The following is a 21,990-nucleotide window of genomic DNA, read 5'->3' on the forward strand; positions in this document are numbered from 1 at the left end:
GGTTCCTCAAGTCGTAGCGGGATGGATCGGGTCTCAGAGAGTCTCGGGGTGGGCGATCTGTTCGTGAAGTGGCACGAAGAGCGGCATCCGCAGGCCCCTACGCAACCAGTTCGCACCGTCGAGCACCAGCGTGTGGCCACTGAGGTAGGTCGCATACGGCGAGCACATGAACGTCGCGGCCCAGCCCAGCTCGTGCAGCTCACCGACCCGTCCGGCGGGGATCCGCTCAGCGGGGTCGATGGAGCCGGCGTTGCGCAGCGCGAGCAGGGCCGTGGGATGGTCATCGTGCGGGAACGTGCCGGGAGCCAGGCAGTTGACGCGGATGCCGAAGGGTGCCCACTCGACGGCAAGGCTCTGAGTCAGATTGGTCACGCCGGCCTTCGCGGCGGCAGACGGCGACGTGCCCGGTCCGCCGGTCCACGAGTACGTCGCGCCGATGTTGAGGATGCTCGCGGGACGTCCCGCTGCCTTGGCTCGCCGCGCGAGCTCGGTGCTGCAGATGAAGGTGCCGTCCAGGACGATTCCCGTCACGGCGCGCCAGCCGTTGATCGACAGCTCCTCGGCCGGGACCTGAAAGTTCCCGGCCGCGTTGTTGATCAGGACGTCGATGGGGCCCAGCTCGGACTCGACCAGGTCGAAGGCGGCCGCAACCTGTTCCGGCTCCCGCACATCGACCTCGACGCCGAGGCCTCGTCCGCCGACCGCCTCGATCGCGGCGACGCCTGACGCTCGATGCTCCTCTCGGCGGCTCGCGATCGCGACCGACGCACCGAGGCGGGCGAACTCGACGGCCATGGCCTTGCCGAGTCCGGTGCCTCCGCCGGTGACGAACACGACCTGCCCGGCGTACGTCCCTGCGGGCAGCGCTGTGGCGCCGAGAGCCGGCGGTTTCGGCAGACCGGTCATCGTGCCGCCGCCTGTCGCTTCTGCTTGAGCTCGAGATACTCCGCGCTTCCGAACAGCGCCACCTGCGCGAGCAGCTCGGCTCGGATGCCCGTGTGCAGCGCGGTGTGCCACATCTCGTCGACCACCTGCTTGATGCTGCCGAGCGCGAGCTCTCCGTGCTGGGCGATCTCGTGGGCGAGGGAACGAGCGGTGTCGTCGAGGTCTTCGGGCGCGACGAGCTCGTCGACCATGCCCCAGGCCAGCGCCTGCTCGCCCCCGATGCGCCGGCCCGTCATCAGCATGAGCTTGGCGCGCGACGGGCCCGCGAGCACGGTCGCGAACGCCGCACCGCCGGTGTCGGTCATGAGCCCGTAGCCGATCTCGGGGAACGCCATCTGCAGATCCGTCGAGGCGATCCGGATGTCGGCCGCCAGCGCCATCTCGAGGCCACCGCCCAGGACGTTGCCCTTGAGTGCAGCGATCACCGGCTTGGGGCAGTCGACCTGCGCGAGCCGAGAATCCTGGTGCCGGCGCACGAAGGAGAAGTCGGACTCGCCCTCGACTCGACGGCCCAGCTGTGCGGTGTCGCGGCCCGAGCAGAACGAGCGGCCCTCCCCCCTCAGCAGGATGACCGCGACATCCTTGCTACCGGCCGCTTCTCGGAAGGCAGCACCGTAGGCCGCACCCGTTGCGTCGTCCACCGCATTGTGTCGCTCGGGACGGTTGAGCGAGATGATGCACACTCCCCCGTCCATCTCGGTGGATACGGTCATCACTTCTCCTCACTCGGTCGGCGATCCATGCGAACCGCTAGGTCATCATCGCACGCAATGCTTAAATGAGATAGATCGTCTACCTATAACTGGTTGGAGAAGTCGTGGACCTGCTGCTGCCCCGCGAGATGGCCGACTTCCGCGAGGAGGTGCGCACCTGGCTGGCCGAGAACGTCCCACGCACGCCGCGTCCGCCGGTCAGCACCGAGGCACGCGACTTCGACCTGGCCTGGCAGCGCACGCAGTTCGAGGGCGGATGGGCCGGCATCAACTGGCCCAAGGAGTACGGCGGCCGCGGACTGTCCCTGCTCGAGCAGATGATCTGGTACGAGGAGATGGCGTGGGCGGAGGCACCGTACATCGGCGTGTGCTTCGTGGGCATCAATCACGCAGGGCCCACGCTCATCGCCCGTGCGAACGAGGAGCTCAAGGCATTCCACCTGCCCAAGATCCTCAAGGGCGAGACGGTCTGGTGCCAGGGCTTCTCAGAGCCCGGAGCCGGCAGCGACCTGGCCGGGCTCTCGCTACGCGGCGAGATCGACGGCGACCACCTCGTGGTCAACGGCCAGAAGACCTGGACCAGCTACGCCCAGTTCGCCGACTTCCAGGAACTCCTGATCAGGACCAGCCGCGCCGACAAGCGCCACCACGGGATCACCTGGGCCGTGTGCGACATGCACGCCCCCGGCATCACGGTGCGTCCCATCGAGCTCCTCACGGGCGAGCCCGAGGTGTGCGATGTGTTCTATGACGATGTCCGAATCCCACTGTCGAACGTCGTGGGCGAGGTCGACGACGGCTGGAGCGTTGCGATGTCGACGCTGTCGTTCGAACGCGGCACGGGCTTCATGAAGGACCAGGTCGAGGCGTCCCGACGCATCGACCGGCTGATCGAGGAGGCCCGCACCAGGGTCGACCGTCGTGGCCGCACGCGTATCGACGATGACGCGATCGCCGATCGGCTCGCGACCGCGCGGGCCGAGGCGGCAGCGCTGTCGGCCATGAGCCTCGCGAACATCACCAGGAACGCCCGCAGCACGCAGCCCGGTCCGGAGGGATCCATGCTGAGGCTGTTCTTCGGCGAGCTCGACCAGCGTGTCAAGAAGCTCGCGGTCGACATCCTCGGCGCCGAGGCGGCGGAGCGATTCGGGGGTCCGGCAGATCCGTCGAAGGTCTGGCATCGCAGCTTTGCGGGGACGATCGCGGCCGGCAGCAAGGACATCCAGCGCAACATCATCGGCGAGCGGGTCCTCGGCCTGCCGAAGGGAAAGTGACTTCATGGACCTTCTTCTGGATGCACAGCAGGCCGCCATCGCCGACACGGCGCGACATCTGATCGAGAAGTCAGCCCCCCGGGATCGCTTGCGCGATCTTGCCGACGACCAGCCGGTGACGGACACGGAGTTCTGGGCGACGGCTGCGCAGAACGGCTTCTTCTCTCTCGATCTCCCCGAGGAGCTGGGCGGCACCGGACTCGGTCTGGCCGAAGTGACGCTGGTCTTCCGCGAGATCGGACGCGGCCTGGTTCCGGGCCCCTTCCTGGGCACGGCGCTCGCGCTGCAGATCGCACGTGCGGCCGGCCGGCTCGACCTCGTCGAGGAGATCTCCACCGGTGGGCGGCCGGTGGGCCTCATCGAACGCATCGGCGACGGCCTCTTCCGCACGCTCGATGCTGGCGAGGCAACCACATGGGTCGTCGCCGACGGCACCAGCGCCCTCTACGAGAGCTCCGCAGTCTCCACGGTCGAGACCAAGGAGTGCGTCGATCCCGGATCGCGGCTGGCACATCTGCGCATCACGGGCGAGCCCCTCGTCGAAGTCGCCCTCGCGGAGCTCGACGGCAATGCGTATCTGTCGATCCTGGTCGCGGCGATGCTCTCGGGAAGCGCCGAGGCGACGTGCGCCATGAGCGCCTCGTACACCGCGGTGCGGGAGCAGTTCGGCGTCCCGATCGGCTCGTTCCAGGCCGTGAAGCACCGCTGCGCCGACATGGCTGTCCGCGCCGAGGCAGCAACCCAGCTCGTGACCCTGGCGGCCCTGGCGCATGGCGGCGGCCGCAGCGACGAGGTCCTGCTCGGACATGCCGCCCTGTCGATCGGGCGCGACCACGCGATCAGGAATGCGGGCGACAACATCCAGAATCACGGAGGTCTGGGACTGACGACCGAGCAGGACGCTTCGCTGTACCTGAAGCGCACCCAGGTCTGGAGCACGATCGGCAGCCCGCCCGCCGAGCTGCGCGAAGCGATTCTGGCCGCGCCGTCCGAGCGACCAGCCTGATTCGTGGACACCAACAACGAATCAGTACCGTCCGTCCTCGACTGCTGATGGGCAGACCGGACTAGATGGAGGGTGGCCGCGCCGCCCACGAGAAGCGCACCCCGCAGTGGGAATCTTAGGTCGCCGCGACTGGCCCCCCGGCTGGTAGCCATCGACCTACGGTGTCGAGAGCCGTTCGCGAAGGGCGAACTTCTGCACCTTGCCCGACGGCGTGCGCGGCAGGTCCGTGACGACCTCGATCCGCTCCGGCGCCTTCTGCGGGGCGATTCCGGCCTCGGCGAACATCGACCGGATCTCCTCGACGTCCAGCGAATCGCCTTCACCGAGCAGGACGAAGGCCGCGACGCGCTCGCCGTACTTCGGGTCGGGCTCGGCGACGACCGCGGCCTCGAGCACTCGCGGATGGGTCGCCATGAGGTCCTCGACCTCCTTCGAGGCGATGTTCTCTCCGCCCCGGATGATGATGTCCTTCAACCGGTCGGTCACCGTGAGCCGACCTCGGTCGTCGAGCCGGCCGATGTCGCCCGTGCGAAACCACCCACCTGGCAGGAACGACTCGAGATTGAGGCTCTCGTCGTGATAGCCCACGAACTGCATCGGACCGCGCGTGACGATCTCCCCCTCCTCACCGATGGCCACGTCCTCACCCGACAGGTCGACGATCTTCAGCTCGTGGGAGAACCTGACGTGTCCGTCCGTGCGCGAACGCGTCCAGCGGTCGGCCTGCGGGCTCGACGACGCACTCGTGGGATGCTCGGTGCTGCCGTAGGCTCGGCCGACCGAGATCCCGGCGCGCTCGGCCCGGTCGACCAGCTCGGGCGGCACATTCGCCCCGCCCACCTGGATGTACCGCAGGCTTGAGATGTCGGCGCCCGTGCTGGCAGCAGCCTCGAGGATGGCCGCGACGTGCAACGGCGTGCCGCTCGTGCCCACGCAGCTGAACTCCTCGATCAGCTGGACCGCCGCGACGGCGTCCCATCGATCCATGAGGACGACCCCGGGCCCGCCGATCAGTCCCCCGCACACGCCGATCAGACCCGCGATGTGCCCCGCCGGCCACGGCACCAGCTTGTTCTCGCCCGGTCCGCACTCGAGCATCGGGCCGATCGTCGCCATCTCCGCGAGCAGGGAGTTGTGGGTGTGCTGGACGCCCTTCGGATTGCTGGTCGTCCCCGACGTGTAGATGATCGTGCAGACATCGTCGGCCGAGATCTCGACCTCTCGATATTGTCCGGACGTGATCATGTCGTCCCAGCGGATGCTGGTCTCGGTCGAGCCCTCTCCGAGCATGATCACGTGCTCGAGCGCCGACACGTCCTTGAGCCTGGCCACGCGTTCGAGGTAGTCGATCGAGCGCCACCGGTCGGGCAGGATCAGCGCCTTCGCCCCGGATTCGCGAAGGATGAACGAGACCTCGCGCGGACCGTAGATGTGCGTGATCGGCACGATCGTCAGCCCGGCCAGGTAGGCCCCGAAGTACGACGTGACCAGCTCGGGCCGGTTGGAGACCTGGATCGCGACCGTGTCGCCCGGCCGCAGGCCCAGCGCCTGAAGGCCACCCGCGACGCAACGGCTCTGCTCGAGCGCCTCGACAAACGTCATCGAGATCCGCTCGGCCTCGGTGGCGAAGACATAGCCCTGCCCCGGGAACTTCTCAGCCGCAACGGCCAGCTGCTCGCCGATCGTGCGCGTCGAGAAGTGCCCCTCGCGATACCACCGCTCGCGCTGCTCTGCGATGTCGTCCGAGAACTGCTGTTTCGTCACGCTCACTGAAGTTTCCCGTCGTCGGCGCTCGATGGCTCGGGTGTTGTACAGATCACACTGTGCCTGTTATGGTCCGCTAAATCAATGCACTGATTGAGATGAGAAGTCCTTGACCATTCCTTCAGTAGACGACGTCGGAGCAGTAGTCGCCCGCGAGATGGGCGTGAACGTCCTTGACATCAGACGGCAGACCCGATGGCGCCCCACCTGGTTCGTCGAGGCCGAGAAGGACGGCATGCGTCACGATGTGGTCGTTCGCGGCGATCGGGTCGACACTCAGGCGTACCCGCTCCAGCACGAGATGGCCTTCCACCGCATCCTTCACGACAACGGCGTCAAGGTGCCCGAGCTGTACGGATATCTGCCGGAGATCGACGCGCTGATCCTCGAGCTCGTCCCGGGCAGACCCGACTTCGGCGGCGTCTCGGAGGCAGACCGCGACGTGATCGTCGATGAGTACCTGCAGGAGCTCGTCAAGGTCCATCAGCTCCCGATCGAGCCTTTCACCCAGGCAGGCATCATTCGCGCGGCTGCCGGCGAGGACCCCGCGCTCGTCCACCGCTCGCGGATGATCAAGAACTGGCGCGCCAAGAAGGCCGCGCCCGATCCGTTCACGGAGTTCTGCCTCGGCTGGATGCGACGGCACCCTCCTCGTTCCGACGGCCGTGAGGCGCCCATCATCTGCGACACCGGCCAGTTCCACCACGATCGGGGACATCTGACGGCGGTGCTCGACCTCGAGTTCGGCCACATCGGCGATCCGCTGATCGACCTGGCCGTGTGGCGCATGCGCGACACGCTCATCCCGTTCGGTGACTTCGCCACGCTCTATGCGCGCTACGAGGAGCTCTCCGGGACGTTCGTCGACCTGGAGATGATCAAGCGCCACACGTTCGCGAGCACTCTGGGCAATCAGCTGATGTTCGGACCGGCGGTGGCCGATCCGGTCAGCGACACCGACTTGATGAACAACATGCAGTGGAACAGCGAGACCAATCTCCATGCGACGGAGACCCTTGCCGAGCTGCTCGACATCGAGCTGCCCACCGTCACCGCGCCCGAGCCGCGGATCACCCGACAGGACAAGACCTTCGCCCATCTGGTCGAGTCCCTCAAGGTCGACACCGCCGACTACCTGCTCAAGCACGATCTGCGTCTGGCCTTCCGCATGGCCCGCCACCTGCAACGCGCCCACCAGATCGGCGACCAGATCATCGAGGACGATCTCGACGATCTGCACGCGCTGCTCGGCCGGCGACCCGCCACCTTCGCCGAGGGCGATGCGGCACTCGAGGAATTCGTGCTCGCCGACGCCGCGGACGGCCGGCACGACGAGGCTCTCATCAAGCTCTTCCACCGCCGGAACCTCCGGGTCCACCTCCAGCTGGGACCGGCCGGCTCCAGCATGGCCACGCACCTACCGATGCGGCCCTTCCCCGCAGCCGTCGCAGCGCCATCTGAAAGGAATCATCCATGAGAAGATCGTCCACCCCACTCACGATGCTTGTCGCGGCTGCGATGCTGGCACTCGCAGCATGCAGCGGCGGCTCTACTGATGAAGCAGCCCCGGCCAGCAAGGACGTCGACCGCAACGGCACCCTCAAGGTCGCGATGAACTATCCGCCCTATCCCCTCGACCCGCACAAGGCCGCCTCGACGCAGGCCTCGTTCCCGTTCACGACGCTGGTCTACGACAACCTGACCCGGATGGGGCCGGACCTCCAGCTCGAGCCGATGCTGGCCACGAAGTGGGAGTTCAGCGACGACAACACGTCGGTCACCTTCACGCTGCGCGATGACGTCACCTTCTCCGACGGGGAGAAGCTCGATGCGAACGCCGTCAAGCTGAGCATGGAGCGCGCGATGAACCTACCCGACTCGACGGTTGCGGTGTTCTTCCCGATGGTCGAGTCGATCGAGGTCGTCGACGCCCAGAACATCAAGTTCAACACCAACCGATCGGCCGCAGATCTCCCATACGTCCTGTCAGGCGCCGAAGGCGGCATCGTCAGCCCGGCAGCCCTCGACAACGACGACCTCGACGTCAAGCCGGTCGGGTCCGGCGCATATGTGCTCGACAAGTTCACGTCCGGCCAGAACGCGTCGTTCAACCGGCGTGAGGACTACTGGGACAAGGAGGCCGCACCCGCGAAGCGCATCGAGATGACCGGCATCGTCTCGAATGCGACCCGCATCAACGCGATGCGGTCGGGCCAGTACGACATGTCGGTCAACAAGCTCGACCAGGTCAAGCAGCTCGACGCACTCCCGAAGAAGTTCACCACGACGTACTACCGGCCCGCCGTGACCTATGCGTTCATCTTCAACACCGGCAGCGAGAAGGTGTCCGATCTCAGGGTTCGACAGGCGCTGAACCATGCAGTCGACCGGGAGGCCATCAACACCTCGCTTCTCGGCGGCAAGTGCGAGCCCACGACGCAGCCACTGCCCGAGGTGTACGAAGGGCATCTGGAGAAGTCGCCCGTCGACTACACCTACGATCCCCAGAAGGCGAGGGCGATGCTCAAGGATGCCGGCGTCGCCGACGGGCTGAAGCTGGTCGCAGTGGTGGGAGCCAACATCTCCCCCGAGACCAGCATCGCCGAGACCCTGCAGGCCCAGTTCAAGGAGGTCGGTGTCGATCTCGAGGTCCGGGAGCTCGCAGGCACCCAGCTGTACCCCGCATGGGCAGACGGCGCCGCCGACGGCTTCGTCAGCGTCAAGCCGACCCAGCCCAACGGTGCGATGACACTGGCCAACCAGTACCTCAACCCGGCACGCTTCCCCGGTGGGACGCCGCCCGAGTTCGGTGAGGCGGTCAACAAGGCCTACGACCCGAAGCTCAGCGACGAGGAGCGTGTCGCGACGCTCGAGGCTGCGTCCAGGATCACGGTCGAGCAGGCGTTCGACGTCAACATCTGCGCGCTGCCGACGGTCATCGCGGCCAGTGACAAGGTGGTCGGTGCGGACACGATGGGACGGTCGGGCTTCGTCGGCATTCCCGATCTTCGCTACGTCGGCGTCACCAAGTAGTCCAGCTGAAAACGGCGAGGCGCCCGATCCGGAACTGTCGGATCGGGCGCCTTCTTCGTTCTTCTAGGCGGAGACGCGGATCGCCATCGCGCTGCCCATCCCGCCACCTGCACACATCGAGGCGATGGCGACTCCGCCGCCGCGACGGCGGAGCTCGTTGATCAGTGACGTGATCATCCGCGCACCGGTCGCGGCGACCGGATGTCCGAGGCTGCAGCCACTCCCCTGCACGTTGACCCGCTCGGGGTCGAGGCCGAGCATCTTGGTCGTCGCAACAGCCACGGTGGCAAAGGCCTCATTGATCTCCCACAGGTCCACATCGGCGACCGTGAGCCCCGTGCGCTCGAGCAGCTTCTGGATGGCCGGCACGGGTGCCGTGCCTGTGAGGCTCGGATCCACGCCCACGCTGGCCCAGCCGAGGATCGTCGCCAGCGGTTCGACGCCGTGCTCGGCGGCGAGCTCGGCCGAGGTCACGACGACGGCTGCGGCGGCGTCGTTGACACCGCTGGAGTTTCCGGCGGTCACGTTGAATCCGTCGATCTCCGGGTGCAGCGGCTTGAGATTCGCCAGCGCGTCGAGCGAGGAGGAACGTCGAGGGTGCTCGTCGACCTCGAACACGCTGACCGAGCCATCGCGTGCGGTGACCTTGACCGGCACGATCTCGTCGACGAAGTGTCCCTCGTCGATCGAGCGGATGGCCCGTTGATGCGACCGCAAGGCCCAGGCGTCGGCTTCCTCCCGGGTGATGCCGGCGGACTTGGCCGCACTCCATCCGACCGTGATGGTCATGTCCCGGTTGGGCGCATCAGGAGTCGAGACGTGCGTGGGTGACATCCACGGGTCCTCCCACTCGTCGTCGGTACCGGGCGTGCGACGCTTCGAGACCGGCGCGGTCGAGCTGGACTGCACTCCCCCGGCAACCACCGCGCGATCCATCCCGGCGGCAACGCTGCCCGCAGCCATCGCGATGCTGCTGAGGCCCGAGGCGCAGTGACGGTTGAGCGCGACACCGGGCACATCGGTCAGTCCGGCCTCAAGAGCCGCATAGCGGGCGATCGCTCCGCCACCGGCGAGGACCTCGCCCAAGATGACGTCGTCGAAGACCTCGACGGGCAGCTTCGACCTACGGACGGCCTCGGAGACGATCAGCGGTGCCAGCTCGAACGCCGTCGTGTCGCGCAGAGTCCCCTTCCGGGCGGTTCCGATGGCGGTGCGGCAAGCAGCGAGGATGACGGGTTGGGACATGGGTGGGTCCTTTCGGGAAACGTTCAGTCGCGGGGTAGGCCGAGCACGCGCTCGGCGAGGATGTTCTTCATGACTTCGGTCGTGCCCGCGGCGATCGTCGCCGAGCGGGAGCGCAGGAATCGCTGGGTGCCACGATCGTCCGCCAGCAGGGAATGGTGCCCCGAGACCTTCATCTCGGTCTCGGCCAGACGAGACGACACGAGGCTCCAACCGAACTTGATGATCGACTGCTCCGAGCCGGGCTCCTCGCCCTCCTTGAGCCTGGCGAGCGCACGGGCTCCCATCAGCCCGACCAGCCGAGCGTCCATCCAGTGACCCAGGAGCTCGTCGCGCAGGATCGGATCCGTGACGGTCGTGTTCTCGACCACCTCCCGAACGTCGCGCTCGAGCTTCGTTGCCATGTTGATGACGCCCGTGCGCTCGTACCCGAGCGTCTTCATGGTCACGAGCCAGCCCTCGTTGAGCGGACCGAGCAGATTCGCCTCGGGCACCCGTACGTCGTGGAAGAACATCTCCGCGAAGCCGGACTCGCCCGTGATCTGCTTGATCGGCCGGCGTTCGATGCCCGGCGAGTCCAGCTTGACCAGCAGCGCCGAGATGCCCTTGTGCTTGGCCGCTTCCCGATCCGTGCGGACCAACAGCAGCGCGTGGGTCGACTGCATGCCGTTCGAGGTCCAGACCTTCTGGCCGTTGAGGACGAACTCGCCGTTCACGAGCTCTGCCCGCATCGTCAGCGCGGCCAGATCACTGCCCGCACCCGGCTCGCTGAAGCCCTGCGCCCAGAACTCCTCGCCGCTCAGGATGTGGGGCAGCGACCGCTGCTGCTCCTCAGTCCCGAACATCATCAGTGCGGGACCGATGTTCTGCAGCGCAATGGCACCCGCGGCCATCGGCGCGTCGACGCGTGCGAGTTCGGCATCGCAGGCGATCCGGTCGACCGTGCTGAGTCCTCTGCCGCCGTGCTCGACAGGCCACGACGGCGCAGCCCAGCCACCCTCGTTGAGCAGCTTCTGCCACGCGAGCTGGGCCTCGAAGGAGGTCGCGGCCCCCCACTCGGCGCGAAATCCGGGCATGACCTTCTCCAGATACACACGCAGCTCGCCCGCCGGTCCGTCGATGCTCATCAAGCGTCCTTCTTTCTGAATCGTGCCGTGGCATCCCGGAATTCCTGGCCCGTCAGCAGGCCGCCTTGCGTGGCACCGAGGATCGCGAGCTCCTGCTCGAAGCCGAGGGCCATCGCGCGCTGGAGCGATTCCTTGCTGCTCTTGATCGCAGCCGCCGAAAGCGATCCGACGTGGTCGGTCATCGCGTCGACGGTCGCCCTCAACTCGCCCGCCGCGACGAGCTTGTTCACGAGACCCCATTCGAGTGCGGTCTGGGGTGAAACCCGCTCGCCCATCAGCACCATCTCGGTCGCTCGAGCCGTACCGATCGCGCGGCTGAGGAGGTGTGCGCCGCCCATTCCAGGGACCAGGCCGACGCCGATCCATGAGCTCGCGAACACCGCCTCGGTGCTGCTGACCCGTAGATCGCACGCCATCGCGAGATCGAGGCCTGCGCCCAGTGCGGGCCCGTTGACGGCCGCGATGACGGGGCACGGGGCCTCGGCGAGGGCCCGGACGAGCCGCTGGAACTGGGAGTAGATGACATCGGTGACGACGCGGGCACCGCCCTCGGCCACGGCGGAAAGATCGGTCAGATCGCCGCCTGCGCAGAACGCCGAGCCGCTACCGGTCAGCACGATGCATCGCACCTCGGCATCGCAACCGCCGATCGCGTCGGCGAGCTGCCTGACCAGGTCGACGGTCAGGGCATTGCGGCGCTCGGGCCGGTTCAACGTCAGCCAGAGCGTCGATCCGAATCGCTCGCTGAGCAGCACATCGTTCGACGTCATCGCAGCCCCGTCAGATCTCGCGCAATGATGGTCCGCATGATCTCCGAGGTCCCGCCGTAGATCGTCTGGATCCTCGCATCCACGTAGGACCGCGCTATCGGATATTCCAACATGTAGCCGTAGCCACCGAACAGCTGAAGGCATCGGTCGACGACGCGTTTTTGCGTCTCGGTCGACAACAGCTTGCCCTTGGCCGCATCGACAACCGTCAGCTCGCCCTCATTGAGCGCGATGATCGAGGCGTCGACATAGGCCTGCAGCACGTCCAGCTCGGTGACCATGTCGGCGAGCTCGAACTGCGTGTTCTGGAAGCTGGCGAGCGGCTGGCCGAACGCGACCCGTTCCTTGGTGTACTCGACGGTCCAGTCCAGGGCCGCGCGTGCAGCGGCCAGAGCCATCATGGAGATCGAGAGGCGCTCACGGGGAAGGCGCTCCATCAGGTGACCGAAACCGCCACCCTCGGTGCCGAGGAGATTCGCGGCAGGAACCCGCACATCGTCGAACGACAGCTCGGCGGTGTCCTGCGCCTGCAGCCCCACCTTCTCGAGCTTGCGCCCCCGCTCGAATCCGGGCATGCCGCGCTCGACGACGAGCAGGCTGAATCCGCGCGAGCCCGCGCCGGGATCGGTCCGCGCCACCACGATCACCAGATCCGACGAGATGCCGTTGGTGATGAAGGTCTTGGACCCGTTGAGGACCCAGTCGTCCCCCTCGCGCACTGCGGTCGTACGGACGCCCTGGAGGTCGCTGCCGGCCCCCGGCTCGGTCATCGCGATCGCGCCGATGAGCTCGCCCGTGACCATCCGAGGAACCCAGCGCTCATGCTGCTCGGGCGTGCCGAGGTCGAGGATGTACGGCAGCGTGATGTCGTCCTGCAGACTGAACCCGGACGCCACCGACGCGGCACCCACGCGGGCCAGCTCTTCGACGACGACATTGCGGTAGCGCATGTCGTCGAGGCCGCCACCGCCGAGGGCGGTGGGCGCTGCCACGCCGAGGATCCCCTGCTTGCCGGCCGCGAGCCACGTCTCGCGGTCGACGAGATGCTGTTCGTCGAACCGCTCACGGTGAGGGGTGACCTCCCGGTCCACGAACTCGCGGACGACCTGCCGATAGTCCTCGTGATCCTGATCGTAGAGCCTGCGACGCATCAGCGTCCCTTCCAGACCGGCGATCGCTTCTCAGCGAATGCGGTGGCCCCCTCGCGGGCATCCTCGGACTCGAAGACCGGGCGCATGATCTTCTCCTGGGCAGCCCATCCGTCCTCGAAGGTCCAGTCGCTGCTCTGCCGGGCGATCGCCTTCGAGGCCGCGACCGCAAGCGGTCCGTTCTCGGCGATCGCGGTCGCCCACGAGACAGCGGTCCCGAGCGCCTCACCCTCACCCGTGACCTTGTTGACCAGGCCCACCTCGGCCGCGCGGGGCGCCGTCATCGGATCGCCCGTGATCAGCAGCTCGAGGGCGATGGCGAACGGAACGCGTCGGGCCAGCAGCATCGCCGCCCCACCCCCGGCGACGAGCGAGCGCTTCACCTCGGGAACCCCGAATCGGGCGGTCTCCGCCGCCACGACGAGATCGCATGCGAGGAGGAGCTCGAATCCGCCGGCCAGGGCCCAGCCCTCGACCGCGCCGATCAGCGGCTTGGTCGGCGGTGTCATGGTGATGCCGCACAGGCCGCGGCCCGGGATCGCGGGACTCTCGCCCTTGAGGAAGGCCTTGAGGTCCATCCCGGCCGAGAAGACTCCGCCGGCCCCGGTCAGGACACCGACACGCAGCTCATCTGAGGCATCGAGCTCGTCGACGGCCGCCGCGATCTGCTCGGCCACGGCCGCATTGAGCGCATTCTTCGCCTCGGGACGGTTGATCGTGATGATCTGCACGCCGTCGCGCTGCTCGACGAGTACCTCAGATGCCATGGTCTTCTCCTGTGAGTTCACGTGTCCAACAACAGTCAGTGGTTCGCGTCCTGGAACACCGCACCCGACTCGATCAGCGATCGAATCTCCTCGGTGTCGAATCCCCACGCAGCAAGTGTCGCCTCGGTGTCCTGACCGACCCTGTGCGATGGCGAGGGGTCGAGCCCGGGCGTGCGCGAGAATCGCGGCGCCACCTTCGGATGCGGATGACCAGCCAGCTCTGCGAAGGTCCCGCGTGCGGCCATGTGCGGATGCTGTGGTGCCTCGGTGAGGCTGAGCACGGGTGCCACGCACGCGTCGGTGCCGTCGAAGTGGCTCGCCCATTCGTCGCGAGACCGCTCTGCGAACGCGTCCTCGAAGATCTTGCGGTGGGCGGGCCAGAAATCCTGGTCGAGCTGATCGCCCTCGATCGACGTCAGGCCGAGCCCCTCGAGGAGAGCCGCATAGAACTGCGGCTCGATCGCGCCCACCGCAACGTACTTGCCGTCCGCGCAACGGTAGGTGTCGTAGAACGGTGCTCCACCGTCGAGGAGGTTGACCCTCCGCTCGTCCTTCCAGCCGCCCTGGGCCAGTAGTCCGTAGAGCATCGTGACCAAGGAGGCCGCGCCGTCGACCATCGCGGCGTCGATGACCTGGCCGCGCCCGCTACGGGTGCGCTCCTGCAGGGCTGCGAGGACTCCGATGATCAGGTACAGCGATCCACCGCCGAAGTCGGCGATGAGGTTGACAGCCTGCATGGGCTTCTCGTGGGTGCCCGTCGTGTGGAGAGCTCCGCTGATCGCCGCGTAGTTGATGTCGTGGCCCGCGGTGTGCGCGAGCGGACCCTCCTGGCCCCATCCGGTCATCCGTGCGTAGATCAGGCCAGGATTGACCGCCAGGCAGTCATCCGGGCCGACGCCGAGGCGCTCGGTGACGCCGGGACGGTTGCCCTCGATCAACACATCGGCGCTGGCCACCAGGCGCAGCACGGTATCGCGGCCGCCCGCAGTCTTGAGGTTGACCGCCACATTCGCACGACCCCGGTTGAGCCCCGACGAGACGGTCGACTGCAATTCGCTTCCGCCGGGTCGGTCGATGCGGATGACCTCGGCTCCGAGCTCATTGAGAAGGAGGCTCGCAAACGGGCCCGGCCCGATTCCTGCGAGTTCAACGACGCGTATTCCGGCCAGCGGGCCGGCCGAAGGTTCACTCATTGCCACAGGCTAACATGGATACAGTGCAATGATTCAACTGAGAATGAATTCCCCAAAGGACTGACGCCATGGCAGCGACCCGCAGTGTCTTCACCCGGGAGCACGACGAGTTCCGAACCCTCGTCCGAGACTTCCTGAGCCGCGAGGTCGCCCCGCATCACGCTCAGTGGGAGGCCGACGGCCAGGTCGATCGCTCGGTCTACGCCGCCGCCGCGAAGGCTGGCGTCCTCGGCTTCTCCGTACCGGTCGAATATGGCGGGCTGGGGGTCACGGACTTCCGCTACAACGCGATCGTCGCGGAGGAACAATCGCGGTCTCGCCTGCACGGTCCGGCGCTGACGTTGCACAACGACATCATCTCGCCCTATCTGCAGCGACTCACGGACGACGAGCAGAAACAGCGCTGGCTTCCCGGCCTCGCCGCCGGCGACCTGATCTTTGCGATCGCGATGAGCGAGCCGGGCGCGGGCAGCGATCTGGCCGGCATCCAGACGTCCGCGCGGCGCGATGGCGACGAGTGGGTCATCAACGGCCAGAAGACTTTCATCTCCAACGGAATCCTCAGCGATGTCGTCATCGTCGTGGCGCGCACCGATCCCGACGCCGGGCACAAGGGCTTCAGCCTCATCGTGGTCGAGCGCGGCACCCCCGGCTTCGAGCGCGGCCGCAATCTCAAGAAGATCGGCAACGGCGCCCAGGACACGGCCGAGCTGTTCTTCGACGACGTCCGTGTGCCGGTCTCGAACCTGCTCGGCGTCGAGGGGCGCGGCTTCATCCACCTGATGGAGAATCTGCCGTCCGAGCGGCTGTCGATCGCGATCTCCGCGATCGCGAGCGCACGCAAGGTCTTCGACGACACGCTCGTCTACGCCAAGGAGCGCACCGCCTTCGGATCGCCGATCGGATCGTTCCAGGCGAATCGGTTCGCGCTCGCCGAGATGGACACCGAGCTCGACATCGCCCGTGTCTACATCGACCACTGCATCCAGGGCGTCCTCGACGACACCCTGACGGCGGTGGACGCCGCGAAGGCCAAGTGGTGGGCGACCGAGCTGAACAAGAAGGTCGTCGATCGCTGCCTCCAGCTGCACGGCGGCTACGGCTACATGCTCGAGTACCCCGTCGCGAAGGCGTACCAAGACGTGCGCATCTCCACGATCCTCGGTGGCAGCACCGAGATCATGAAGGAGATCATCGGCAAGAACCTCGGCGTCTGAACCAACGACAATAGAGCCGGACCCGCCCTGGGTCCGGCTCCATCGTGCGTGTGACGAGATCGGGCCGATCAGCTGAGCAGCTCGATGATCGTGCCGTTGGCCATGCCGCCACCTTCGCACATGGTCTGGTAGCCGTACTGGATCCCGTTGTCGCGCATGTGATGGACGAGTGTCGTCATGATGCGGGCGCCGGAGCCGCCCAGCGGATGCCCGATCGCGATCGCGCCGCCGTTGGGGTTGAGCCGCTCGATGTCGGCGCCGGTCTCGGCCAGCCAGGCCATCGGCACCGGCGCGAACGCCTCGTTGACCTCGAACGCACCGATCTGATCGATCGTCAGACCCGACTTCTTGAGCGCCTTGTGCGTGACCGGGATGGGCGCGCTGAGCATCATGATCGGATCGTCGCCGGCCAGCACCGCGGTGTGGATGCGGGCGATGGGGGTCAAGCCGAGCTCGGCAGCCTTCTCCGACGTCATCATGAGCAGCCCGGCCGCGCCGTCGCTGATCTGCGAGGCGTTGCCCGCGTGAATGACCCCGTCCTCCTTGAACACCGGCTTGAGCTTCGAGAGGGTCTCGACCGATGTTCCGCGGCGCAGGCCCTCGTCGACGCTGAAGACCGTCCCGTCCGCGAGGGTGACGGGCGCGATCTGCGACTCGAACCGTCCCCCGTCGATCGCGGCGGCAAGCCGTTCGTGGGAGCGCGCCGAGTACTCGTCCAGCGCTTCGCGGCTCAGGGCCCACTTCTCGGCCATCATCTCGGCGCCGACTCCCTGGTTGAACGAGACGCCGTAGCGCTCCTGGACGGCAGGGCTGCTGGGAGAGCCGAGCGAGCCGTCGCCGAGCGAGGAGCCCATCGGCACCGAGCTCATGTTCTCGACGCCACCCGCGACCGCGATGTCGTACTGCCCCGAGACCAAGCCGGCGGCGACGAAGTGCACCGACTGCTGCGAGGAGCCGCACTGGCGGTCGATCGTCGTGGCGGGAACCGACTCGGGCCAGCCGGCAGCGAGGACCGCATTGCGGCCGATGTTCTGCGACTGCTGCCCGACCTGCTGGACGCATCCCCAGACGACGTCGTCGACGAGCGCGGGATCGAGGGCGTTGCGCTCGGTCAGGCTGCGAAGGATGTGGGCGGAAAGCTCGGCGGCGTGGACGGATGCGAGCGAACCGTTGCGCCTCCCGACCGGAGTACGGACTGCATCGACGATAACTGCGTCGCGTGTGGACACACTAGCCTCCTCGTAACTCACCACCAGAAGAGTGATGAGTAGAATCATTTGACTCTTGATGGTAACTCACACATGGTCGCGCGGGAAGTGATCCGCCGTTGGCACAATCGCCAACTGAATATACGCTTTCGCCCATGCAGGAACCCGCTGGACCACAGCTGCCGAAGACTCCCATCGACGCGATCCTGCGTCTTGAGCAGCTGGACGATCTGCTGTATCGCAGCATCCCCCAGCCCGGTGCGGGCCGACGGATGTTCGGCGGACAGGTGGCCGGACAGGCCGTGATGGCCGCCGGCCTGACGGTCCCCGCCGACCGGGTCATCCATTCGGCCCACGCCCACTTCCTGTTGCCGGGCGATGCCACGATCCCGGTGCTGTTCCATGTCGACGCCGTGCGCGACGGCGGATCGTTCACGACTCGCAGGGTCGAGGCCGTGCAGCACGGCCAGGTGATCCTCCACCTGACCGCCTCGTTCCAGAAGGAGGAGGCGGGCTTCGAGCATCAAGTGGCAACGCCGAACGTCCCGGGGCCGGACGATCTTCCGACTCCGGAGGTGCAGTTCCGCGACGACCCCGAGAGCCTGCGCTGGCATGCAACGCTCACTGGCAAGAGCCCGATCGAGTTCCGCTTCCCTGACACGCCGACCCGGGTCCTTGCTGCTCGAGGCATTGCCGGTCCGCCCCGTCAGTCAGCCTGGACCCGCTCGACGGCACCACTGCCCGACGACAGGCTGCACCAGGCCGCCGCACTGACATATCTGTCCGACATTCTCCTGCTGTCCACCGCGCTGGCCCCGCACCGCGTCGTGATCCAGGACCCCGACCTGCAGTTCGCGACCCTCGACCACACGATCTGGTTCCACTCCCCCTGCCGTGCCGACGAGTGGCTGCTGCACGACCAGGAGAGCCACTGGGCCGGCGCTGGTCGGGCCGTGTGCCGCGGCTCCTTCTTCGACCAGTCGGGACGACTGGTCGCGACAACGATGCAGGAGGGCCTGCTCCGCATGCGGTCTCGGCAACAGTGAGCCGGCGACGGTTCGTTCTCCGCGATCGAGAAGGCCCCCGACCTCACTGGACATTCCAGTGACGTCGGGGGCCTCCCCACTGCAAGACCTACCGGGTCAGACGTCCCAGACCAGCGGCAGCGCGGTCAGCCCGAGCTGGCCTCCGGTCTCCATCAGCTCCGCGCCGTCGGCGACGCGGTAGCTGGGGATGCGCTTGTGCCACTCCTCCAGGCCGATCTTGAGCTCACGACGCGCCAGGTGCGATCCGAGGCAGCGGTGCGGGCCCGCCCCGAACGCGATGTGGTTGTTCGGGCTGCGATCGATCTTGACGGTACGCGCATCCTCGAACTCGGCACTGTCGCGGGTCGAGGCGTACAGCGGGATCTGGACCATGTCGCCGGCCTTCATCGGGCAGCCCTGGATCTCGACGTCCTTCATCACCTTGCGGGCGGGCGAGACGATCGCGTACGCACGCACGAACTCCTCGATCGCCGTGGGGATCAGCTCGGGCTCGGCCACGATCCGCTCGCGGTCTGCCGGGTTGTTGGCCAGGTGCAGGAACGACCACCCGAGCGTCACCGAGACGGTGTCCATGCCGGCCATGAACATCAGCAGGCAGAACGAGAGCAGGTCCTCGTCGCTCACCGGCTTGCCGTCGACCTCGAACTTCATCGCCTTGCTGACGATGTCGTCCTTCGGCTCCTCGCGGCGCTCGGCGACAACCTGGGCGAACCGTGTCATCACCGCACCCATCGCGGCGATGCGCGCCTCGCCGCCCTCGGGGCCGCGCGCGGTGTGCAGGATCGCGTGCTCCCACTCCATGAACTGGTCGAGCTCCTCGACCGGGAGACCGATCAGCTCAAGGAAGATCGACGTCGGGAACTGCTGGGCGAAGTCGGCCATGAAGTCGCAGGAGCCCTTGTCCTTGATGGCCTCGATCAGGTCGACCGCCCGCTGACGGACCTTGGCGTCGAGCAGCTCGGTCTGCTTGGGCGAGAACAGCGGTCCGAGCTGCTTGCGCCACTGCAGGTGCTCGTCGCCGTCGAGCATCTCCGGGATCCACTTGTAGCTCGGGTTCGGATCGACCGGGGTGACGACGCTGTTGGAGAAGGTCTCGGGCGACTGCAGGATCTCCAGGATGCCTTCGTGATTGATCATCGACCAGAAGCCGTTGGCGAAGTCGTTGCGGAACCACGGGAACTGCTCGCGCAGCTCGTCATAGGTCCGGGTCCAGGTGCCGGCGGGCTTGTGCTCGCTGTAGTCGAAGTTCAGGACGGGGCACTCCGCCGTGCTCTGGTCGGTGGTGTCGGTCGCACTCATGAAAGCTCCTTGAAGATGTGTCAGCCAACGCGCCGAAGGCGCACCCTGGGGTCGGGCTCCTCCAAGCATGGCCCACTGTGACGCCGGTTACAAGCGATATCGCTAAATGATCGCCCTTGTTTGGCTGATCGGATGAATCGTCCGGTCAGGGTCCCTGCGATACCGGGCTGTTCGATCTGACGCCAGCCGCGTCCAACAGCTCGTCCCAGGTGTCGACCTTGACGTTTCCACGCCCGTGGGTCTCTCCGTGGAGCGCTTCGTGGGCGGCGATGGCGGTCCATGAGCTCCGATCGACGCAGCTGATCCCGCGGTCGCGCAGCAGCTGAGCCACGCCCGGCTTGAGCCCTCCCGCGTCGTACATGCCGCCGGCAATGTCCGCCTTGAGGCTCTCGACGGCATCCTCGGCATCGGCGCGGTTCGTGCCCAGGATGCCCGTGGGGCCCCGCTTCACCCACCCGACCACGTACTCCCCCATGCTCGGAGCGCCGGACCGGACGACACGGCTCGCCTCGGACGGGATGGTCGCGGTCTCCTCGTCGAACGGCACTCCGGGAAAGGGCAGCGCCCGGTAGCCAACGGACCGCAGCATCATCTGAGCATCGAGGTCCCACTGTCTCGTCTCCCCCCCGATCGACTCCTCGACCCGGAGGCCGGACATCGCCCCCTGGCCCATGACCTCGACCGGGCGGGTGTCGAAGTGCAGGTGCAACCGGCGGCCGGCGCCCGTCAGCTCGCGCTCGGCCCACCCCGCAAGGACCTTGAGGTTCCGCTTGACCGCGGGCGTGTGGCCATCCGGATCGATGCCCTCGAGGTGGCGGGGATCCAGCACGACGTCGACACCGTCCAGCTCACCCAGCTCCCGTAGCTCCTTGGTCGTGAACTTCGCGTACTGAGGGCCCCGACGGCCGAAGACGTGAACGTCCCGGACCTTGTTGCCTCGAAGAACCTCAAGGACACGGTGAGGCACATCCGTGATCGCGAAGTCATCCGCCGACTTGAGCAGGATGCGGGCGACGTCCAGAGCGACGTTGCCGGCGCCGATGATCGCGACAGACTCCGCCTCCAGCGCATCGAAGCGGTCACCTTCGGGGTGGCCGTTGTACCACTTGACGAACGACGTCGCGGAGATGCTGCCGGGTAGATCCTCGCCCGGAATGCCGAGACGGCGATCGCTGCTGGCTCCGGTCGCGTAGACCACGGCGTCGTAGTTCGCGCGGATCTCCTCGACCGTCACATCGTTGCCGACGTCGACATTGCACAACAGGTTGACGTCGGGACGATCGAGGATCTCTTCGAAGGTCGCGCCGGCCGCCTTGATGTTCGGATGGTCGGGGGCGACGCCGTACCTGAGCAGTCCCAAGGGGGTCGGCAGCCGCTCGATCAGATCAACGACAATCTGCCCCCCGTCGCCGTACGTCAGGTGATCGGCGGTGAAGAACCCAGCCGGCCCCGCTCCCACGATCGCGACGCGAGTGAACTGCTTCGGACTTGCCATGCTGGCGTTCTCCTTCGACCCGAGGCGCCTCCCACGGGCGGCAACACGCCGGGGACGTACGCCTAACTTAGTGTTAATATAACTGAATAAGTGAGTCGCGTCACGAGGCCTCGCGACCACGTTTCGACCAGAGCCCTCAGGAGGTTCGATGACCTACGTAATCACCGACGCATGCGTCGATGTCATGGACAGGTCGTGCATCCGGGAATGCCCCGTCGACTGCATCTACGAGGGCAAACGCCAGGTCTACGTGCATCCCGATGAGTGCATCGACTGCGGTGCGTGCGAGGCGGTCTGCCCCCAGGATGCGATCTTCTACGAGGCCGACATGCCCGATGAGCTGAGCGTCATGGTCGAGCGACAGGCGAGCATGTTCGTCTCCCTCGGACGACTGGGCGGGGCTCGCAAGTTCGGCCCGCTCGGCAAGGACCACCCGGACGTCGAGGCGCTGCCTCCTCGTACCCCCAACGACTGAGCACAGCACACGAACGACAAAGCTGGCCCCACCTGGATGATCCGGGTGGGGCCAGCTCTGTTCAGCGACTCGTGATCAGATCGCGGCGATCGCCCGCTCCGGGCAGGACGCCGCCCCAGCTCGTGCCCTGTCCTCCGCGCCGGCGGGGACCTCTTCCTCCGTCACGGCGGAGTAGCCGAGGTCGTCCAGCGGGAACAGCTCCGCGTCGGCCGCATAGCAGCGAGCGTGCCCCGAGCACTTGTCCTGGTTGACTGCAATCTTCATGATG

General features: G+C 66.9%; 20 protein-coding genes. 7 read left to right on the forward strand and 13 right to left on the reverse strand.

The window, feature by feature from the left end; translation table 11 throughout:
* Nucleotides 1-33 precede the first annotated feature (33 nt).
* Both GEV26_RS09585 and GEV26_RS09590 read right to left on the reverse strand, forming a co-directional pair.
* The gene (locus tag GEV26_RS09585) at nt 34-906 is read right to left on the reverse strand and encodes an SDR family oxidoreductase (RefSeq protein WP_153652858.1); all 873 of its coding nucleotides are present in this window, start codon (nt 904-906) and stop codon (nt 34-36) included.
* Nucleotides 903-1,658, reverse strand: a complete 756-nt coding sequence (locus tag GEV26_RS09590) for an enoyl-CoA hydratase/isomerase family protein (RefSeq protein WP_153652859.1) — start codon at nt 1,656-1,658, stop codon at nt 903-905. The genes GEV26_RS09585 and GEV26_RS09590 overlap by 4 nt, the downstream gene beginning before the upstream one ends.
* A gap of 104 nt (nt 1,659-1,762) precedes the next feature.
* Between GEV26_RS09590 and GEV26_RS09595 the strand changes: the two genes are divergently transcribed.
* Together GEV26_RS09595 and GEV26_RS09600 are read left to right on the forward strand one after the other, a co-directional pair.
* Nucleotides 1,763-2,932 carry an acyl-CoA dehydrogenase family protein gene (locus GEV26_RS09595; RefSeq protein WP_243838686.1) on the forward strand — a complete coding sequence of 390 codons (1,170 nt, stop codon included), beginning with the start codon at nt 1,763-1,765 and terminating at the stop codon, nt 2,930-2,932.
* 4 nt (nt 2,933-2,936) lie between these two features.
* The gene (locus tag GEV26_RS09600; protein ID WP_153652860.1) at nt 2,937-3,938 is read left to right on the forward strand and encodes an acyl-CoA dehydrogenase family protein; all 1,002 of its coding nucleotides are present in this window, start codon (nt 2,937-2,939) and stop codon (nt 3,936-3,938) included.
* Nucleotides 3,939-4,094: 156 nt separating this feature from the next.
* Here GEV26_RS09600 and GEV26_RS09605 read toward each other — a convergent pair whose 3' ends face one another.
* A complete protein-coding gene (locus tag GEV26_RS09605) occupies nt 4,095-5,708 on the reverse strand; it encodes a class I adenylate-forming enzyme family protein (RefSeq protein ID WP_153652861.1) in 1,614 nt (537 codons plus the stop codon).
* 157 nt (nt 5,709-5,865) lie between these two features.
* On the opposite strand from GEV26_RS09605, the gene GEV26_RS09610 reads away from it, so the two are divergent.
* Both GEV26_RS09610 and GEV26_RS09615 read left to right on the forward strand, forming a co-directional pair.
* The gene (locus GEV26_RS09610) at nt 5,866-7,179 is read left to right on the forward strand and encodes a phosphotransferase (RefSeq protein WP_208430948.1); all 1,314 of its coding nucleotides are present in this window, start codon (nt 5,866-5,868) and stop codon (nt 7,177-7,179) included.
* Nucleotides 7,176-8,735 (forward strand): ABC transporter substrate-binding protein, encoded by a 1,560-nt coding sequence (locus GEV26_RS09615; protein ID WP_153652862.1) that lies wholly within the window; start codon nt 7,176-7,178, stop codon nt 8,733-8,735. Before GEV26_RS09610 ends, GEV26_RS09615 begins: the two co-directional genes overlap by 4 nt.
* Nucleotides 8,736-8,798: 63 nt before the next feature.
* Here GEV26_RS09615 and GEV26_RS09620 read toward each other — a convergent pair whose 3' ends face one another.
* The 6 genes from GEV26_RS09620 to GEV26_RS09645 are packed head-to-tail and all read right to left on the reverse strand — an operon-like array spanning nt 8,799 to nt 14,982.
* Nucleotides 8,799-9,980, reverse strand: coding sequence for a thiolase family protein (locus tag GEV26_RS09620; RefSeq protein WP_153652863.1), 1,182 nt, complete (start codon nt 9,978-9,980; stop codon nt 8,799-8,801).
* Nucleotides 9,981-10,003: 23 nt separating this feature from the next.
* A complete protein-coding gene (locus tag GEV26_RS09625) occupies nt 10,004-11,104 on the reverse strand; it encodes an acyl-CoA dehydrogenase family protein (protein ID WP_153652864.1) in 1,101 nt (366 codons plus the stop codon).
* On the reverse strand, nt 11,104-11,874 hold the full coding sequence (locus GEV26_RS09630; RefSeq protein ID WP_153652865.1) for an enoyl-CoA hydratase/isomerase family protein: 771 nt from the start codon (nt 11,872-11,874) through the stop codon (nt 11,104-11,106). The genes GEV26_RS09625 and GEV26_RS09630 overlap by 1 nt, the downstream gene beginning before the upstream one ends.
* A complete protein-coding gene (locus GEV26_RS09635; protein WP_153652866.1) occupies nt 11,871-13,025 on the reverse strand; it encodes an acyl-CoA dehydrogenase family protein in 1,155 nt (384 codons plus the stop codon). Before GEV26_RS09635 ends, GEV26_RS09630 begins: the two co-directional genes overlap by 4 nt.
* Nucleotides 13,025-13,789 carry a crotonase/enoyl-CoA hydratase family protein gene (locus tag GEV26_RS09640; protein ID WP_153652867.1) on the reverse strand — a complete coding sequence of 255 codons (765 nt, stop codon included), beginning with the start codon at nt 13,787-13,789 and terminating at the stop codon, nt 13,025-13,027. Before GEV26_RS09640 ends, GEV26_RS09635 begins: the two co-directional genes overlap by 1 nt.
* A 35-nt stretch (nt 13,790-13,824) precedes the next feature.
* A complete protein-coding gene (locus tag GEV26_RS09645) occupies nt 13,825-14,982 on the reverse strand; it encodes a CaiB/BaiF CoA transferase family protein (protein ID WP_153652868.1) in 1,158 nt (385 codons plus the stop codon).
* Nucleotides 14,983-15,050: 68 nt separating this feature from the next.
* On the opposite strand from GEV26_RS09645, the gene GEV26_RS09650 reads away from it, so the two are divergent.
* Nucleotides 15,051-16,199: an acyl-CoA dehydrogenase family protein gene (locus GEV26_RS09650; RefSeq protein ID WP_153652869.1), complete on the forward strand. Its 1,149-nt coding sequence runs from the start codon at nt 15,051-15,053 to the stop codon at nt 16,197-16,199.
* A gap of 68 nt (nt 16,200-16,267) precedes the next feature.
* On the opposite strand, the gene GEV26_RS09655 is transcribed toward GEV26_RS09650, so the two are convergent.
* Nucleotides 16,268-17,428, reverse strand: a complete 1,161-nt coding sequence (locus GEV26_RS09655; RefSeq protein WP_243838687.1) for a thiolase family protein — start codon at nt 17,426-17,428, stop codon at nt 16,268-16,270.
* 134 nt (nt 17,429-17,562) lie between these two features.
* Here GEV26_RS09655 and GEV26_RS09660 point away from each other — a divergent pair, with 134 nt between their 5' ends.
* The gene (locus tag GEV26_RS09660; RefSeq protein WP_153652871.1) at nt 17,563-18,453 is read left to right on the forward strand and encodes an acyl-CoA thioesterase; all 891 of its coding nucleotides are present in this window, start codon (nt 17,563-17,565) and stop codon (nt 18,451-18,453) included.
* 96 nt (nt 18,454-18,549) lie between these two features.
* Here the strand turns inward: GEV26_RS09660 and GEV26_RS09665 are convergent, their stop codons facing one another.
* Entirely contained in the window at nt 18,550-19,752 is a 1,203-nt protein-coding gene (locus tag GEV26_RS09665) for a cytochrome P450 (protein ID WP_153652872.1), read from the reverse strand.
* A 145-nt stretch (nt 19,753-19,897) separates the two neighbouring features.
* Nucleotides 19,898-21,247 carry an FAD-dependent oxidoreductase gene (locus tag GEV26_RS09670; RefSeq protein WP_153652873.1) on the reverse strand — a complete coding sequence of 450 codons (1,350 nt, stop codon included), beginning with the start codon at nt 21,245-21,247 and terminating at the stop codon, nt 19,898-19,900.
* 148 nt (nt 21,248-21,395) lie between these two features.
* Between GEV26_RS09670 and fdxA the strand changes: the two genes are divergently transcribed.
* A complete protein-coding gene (gene fdxA / locus GEV26_RS09675) occupies nt 21,396-21,722 on the forward strand; it encodes a ferredoxin (RefSeq protein WP_153652874.1) in 327 nt (108 codons plus the stop codon).
* Nucleotides 21,723-21,797: 75 nt separating this feature from the next.
* Here the strand turns inward: fdxA and GEV26_RS09680 are convergent, their stop codons facing one another.
* Complete coding sequence (locus GEV26_RS09680) at nt 21,798-21,986, reverse strand: ferredoxin (protein WP_153652875.1); 189 nt, start codon at nt 21,984-21,986, stop codon at nt 21,798-21,800.
* Between the last annotated feature and the right edge of the window lie 4 nt (nt 21,987-21,990).

This window comes from Aeromicrobium yanjiei (assembly GCF_009649075.1).
Lineage (GTDB): Bacteria > Actinomycetota > Actinomycetes > Propionibacteriales > Nocardioidaceae > Aeromicrobium > Aeromicrobium yanjiei.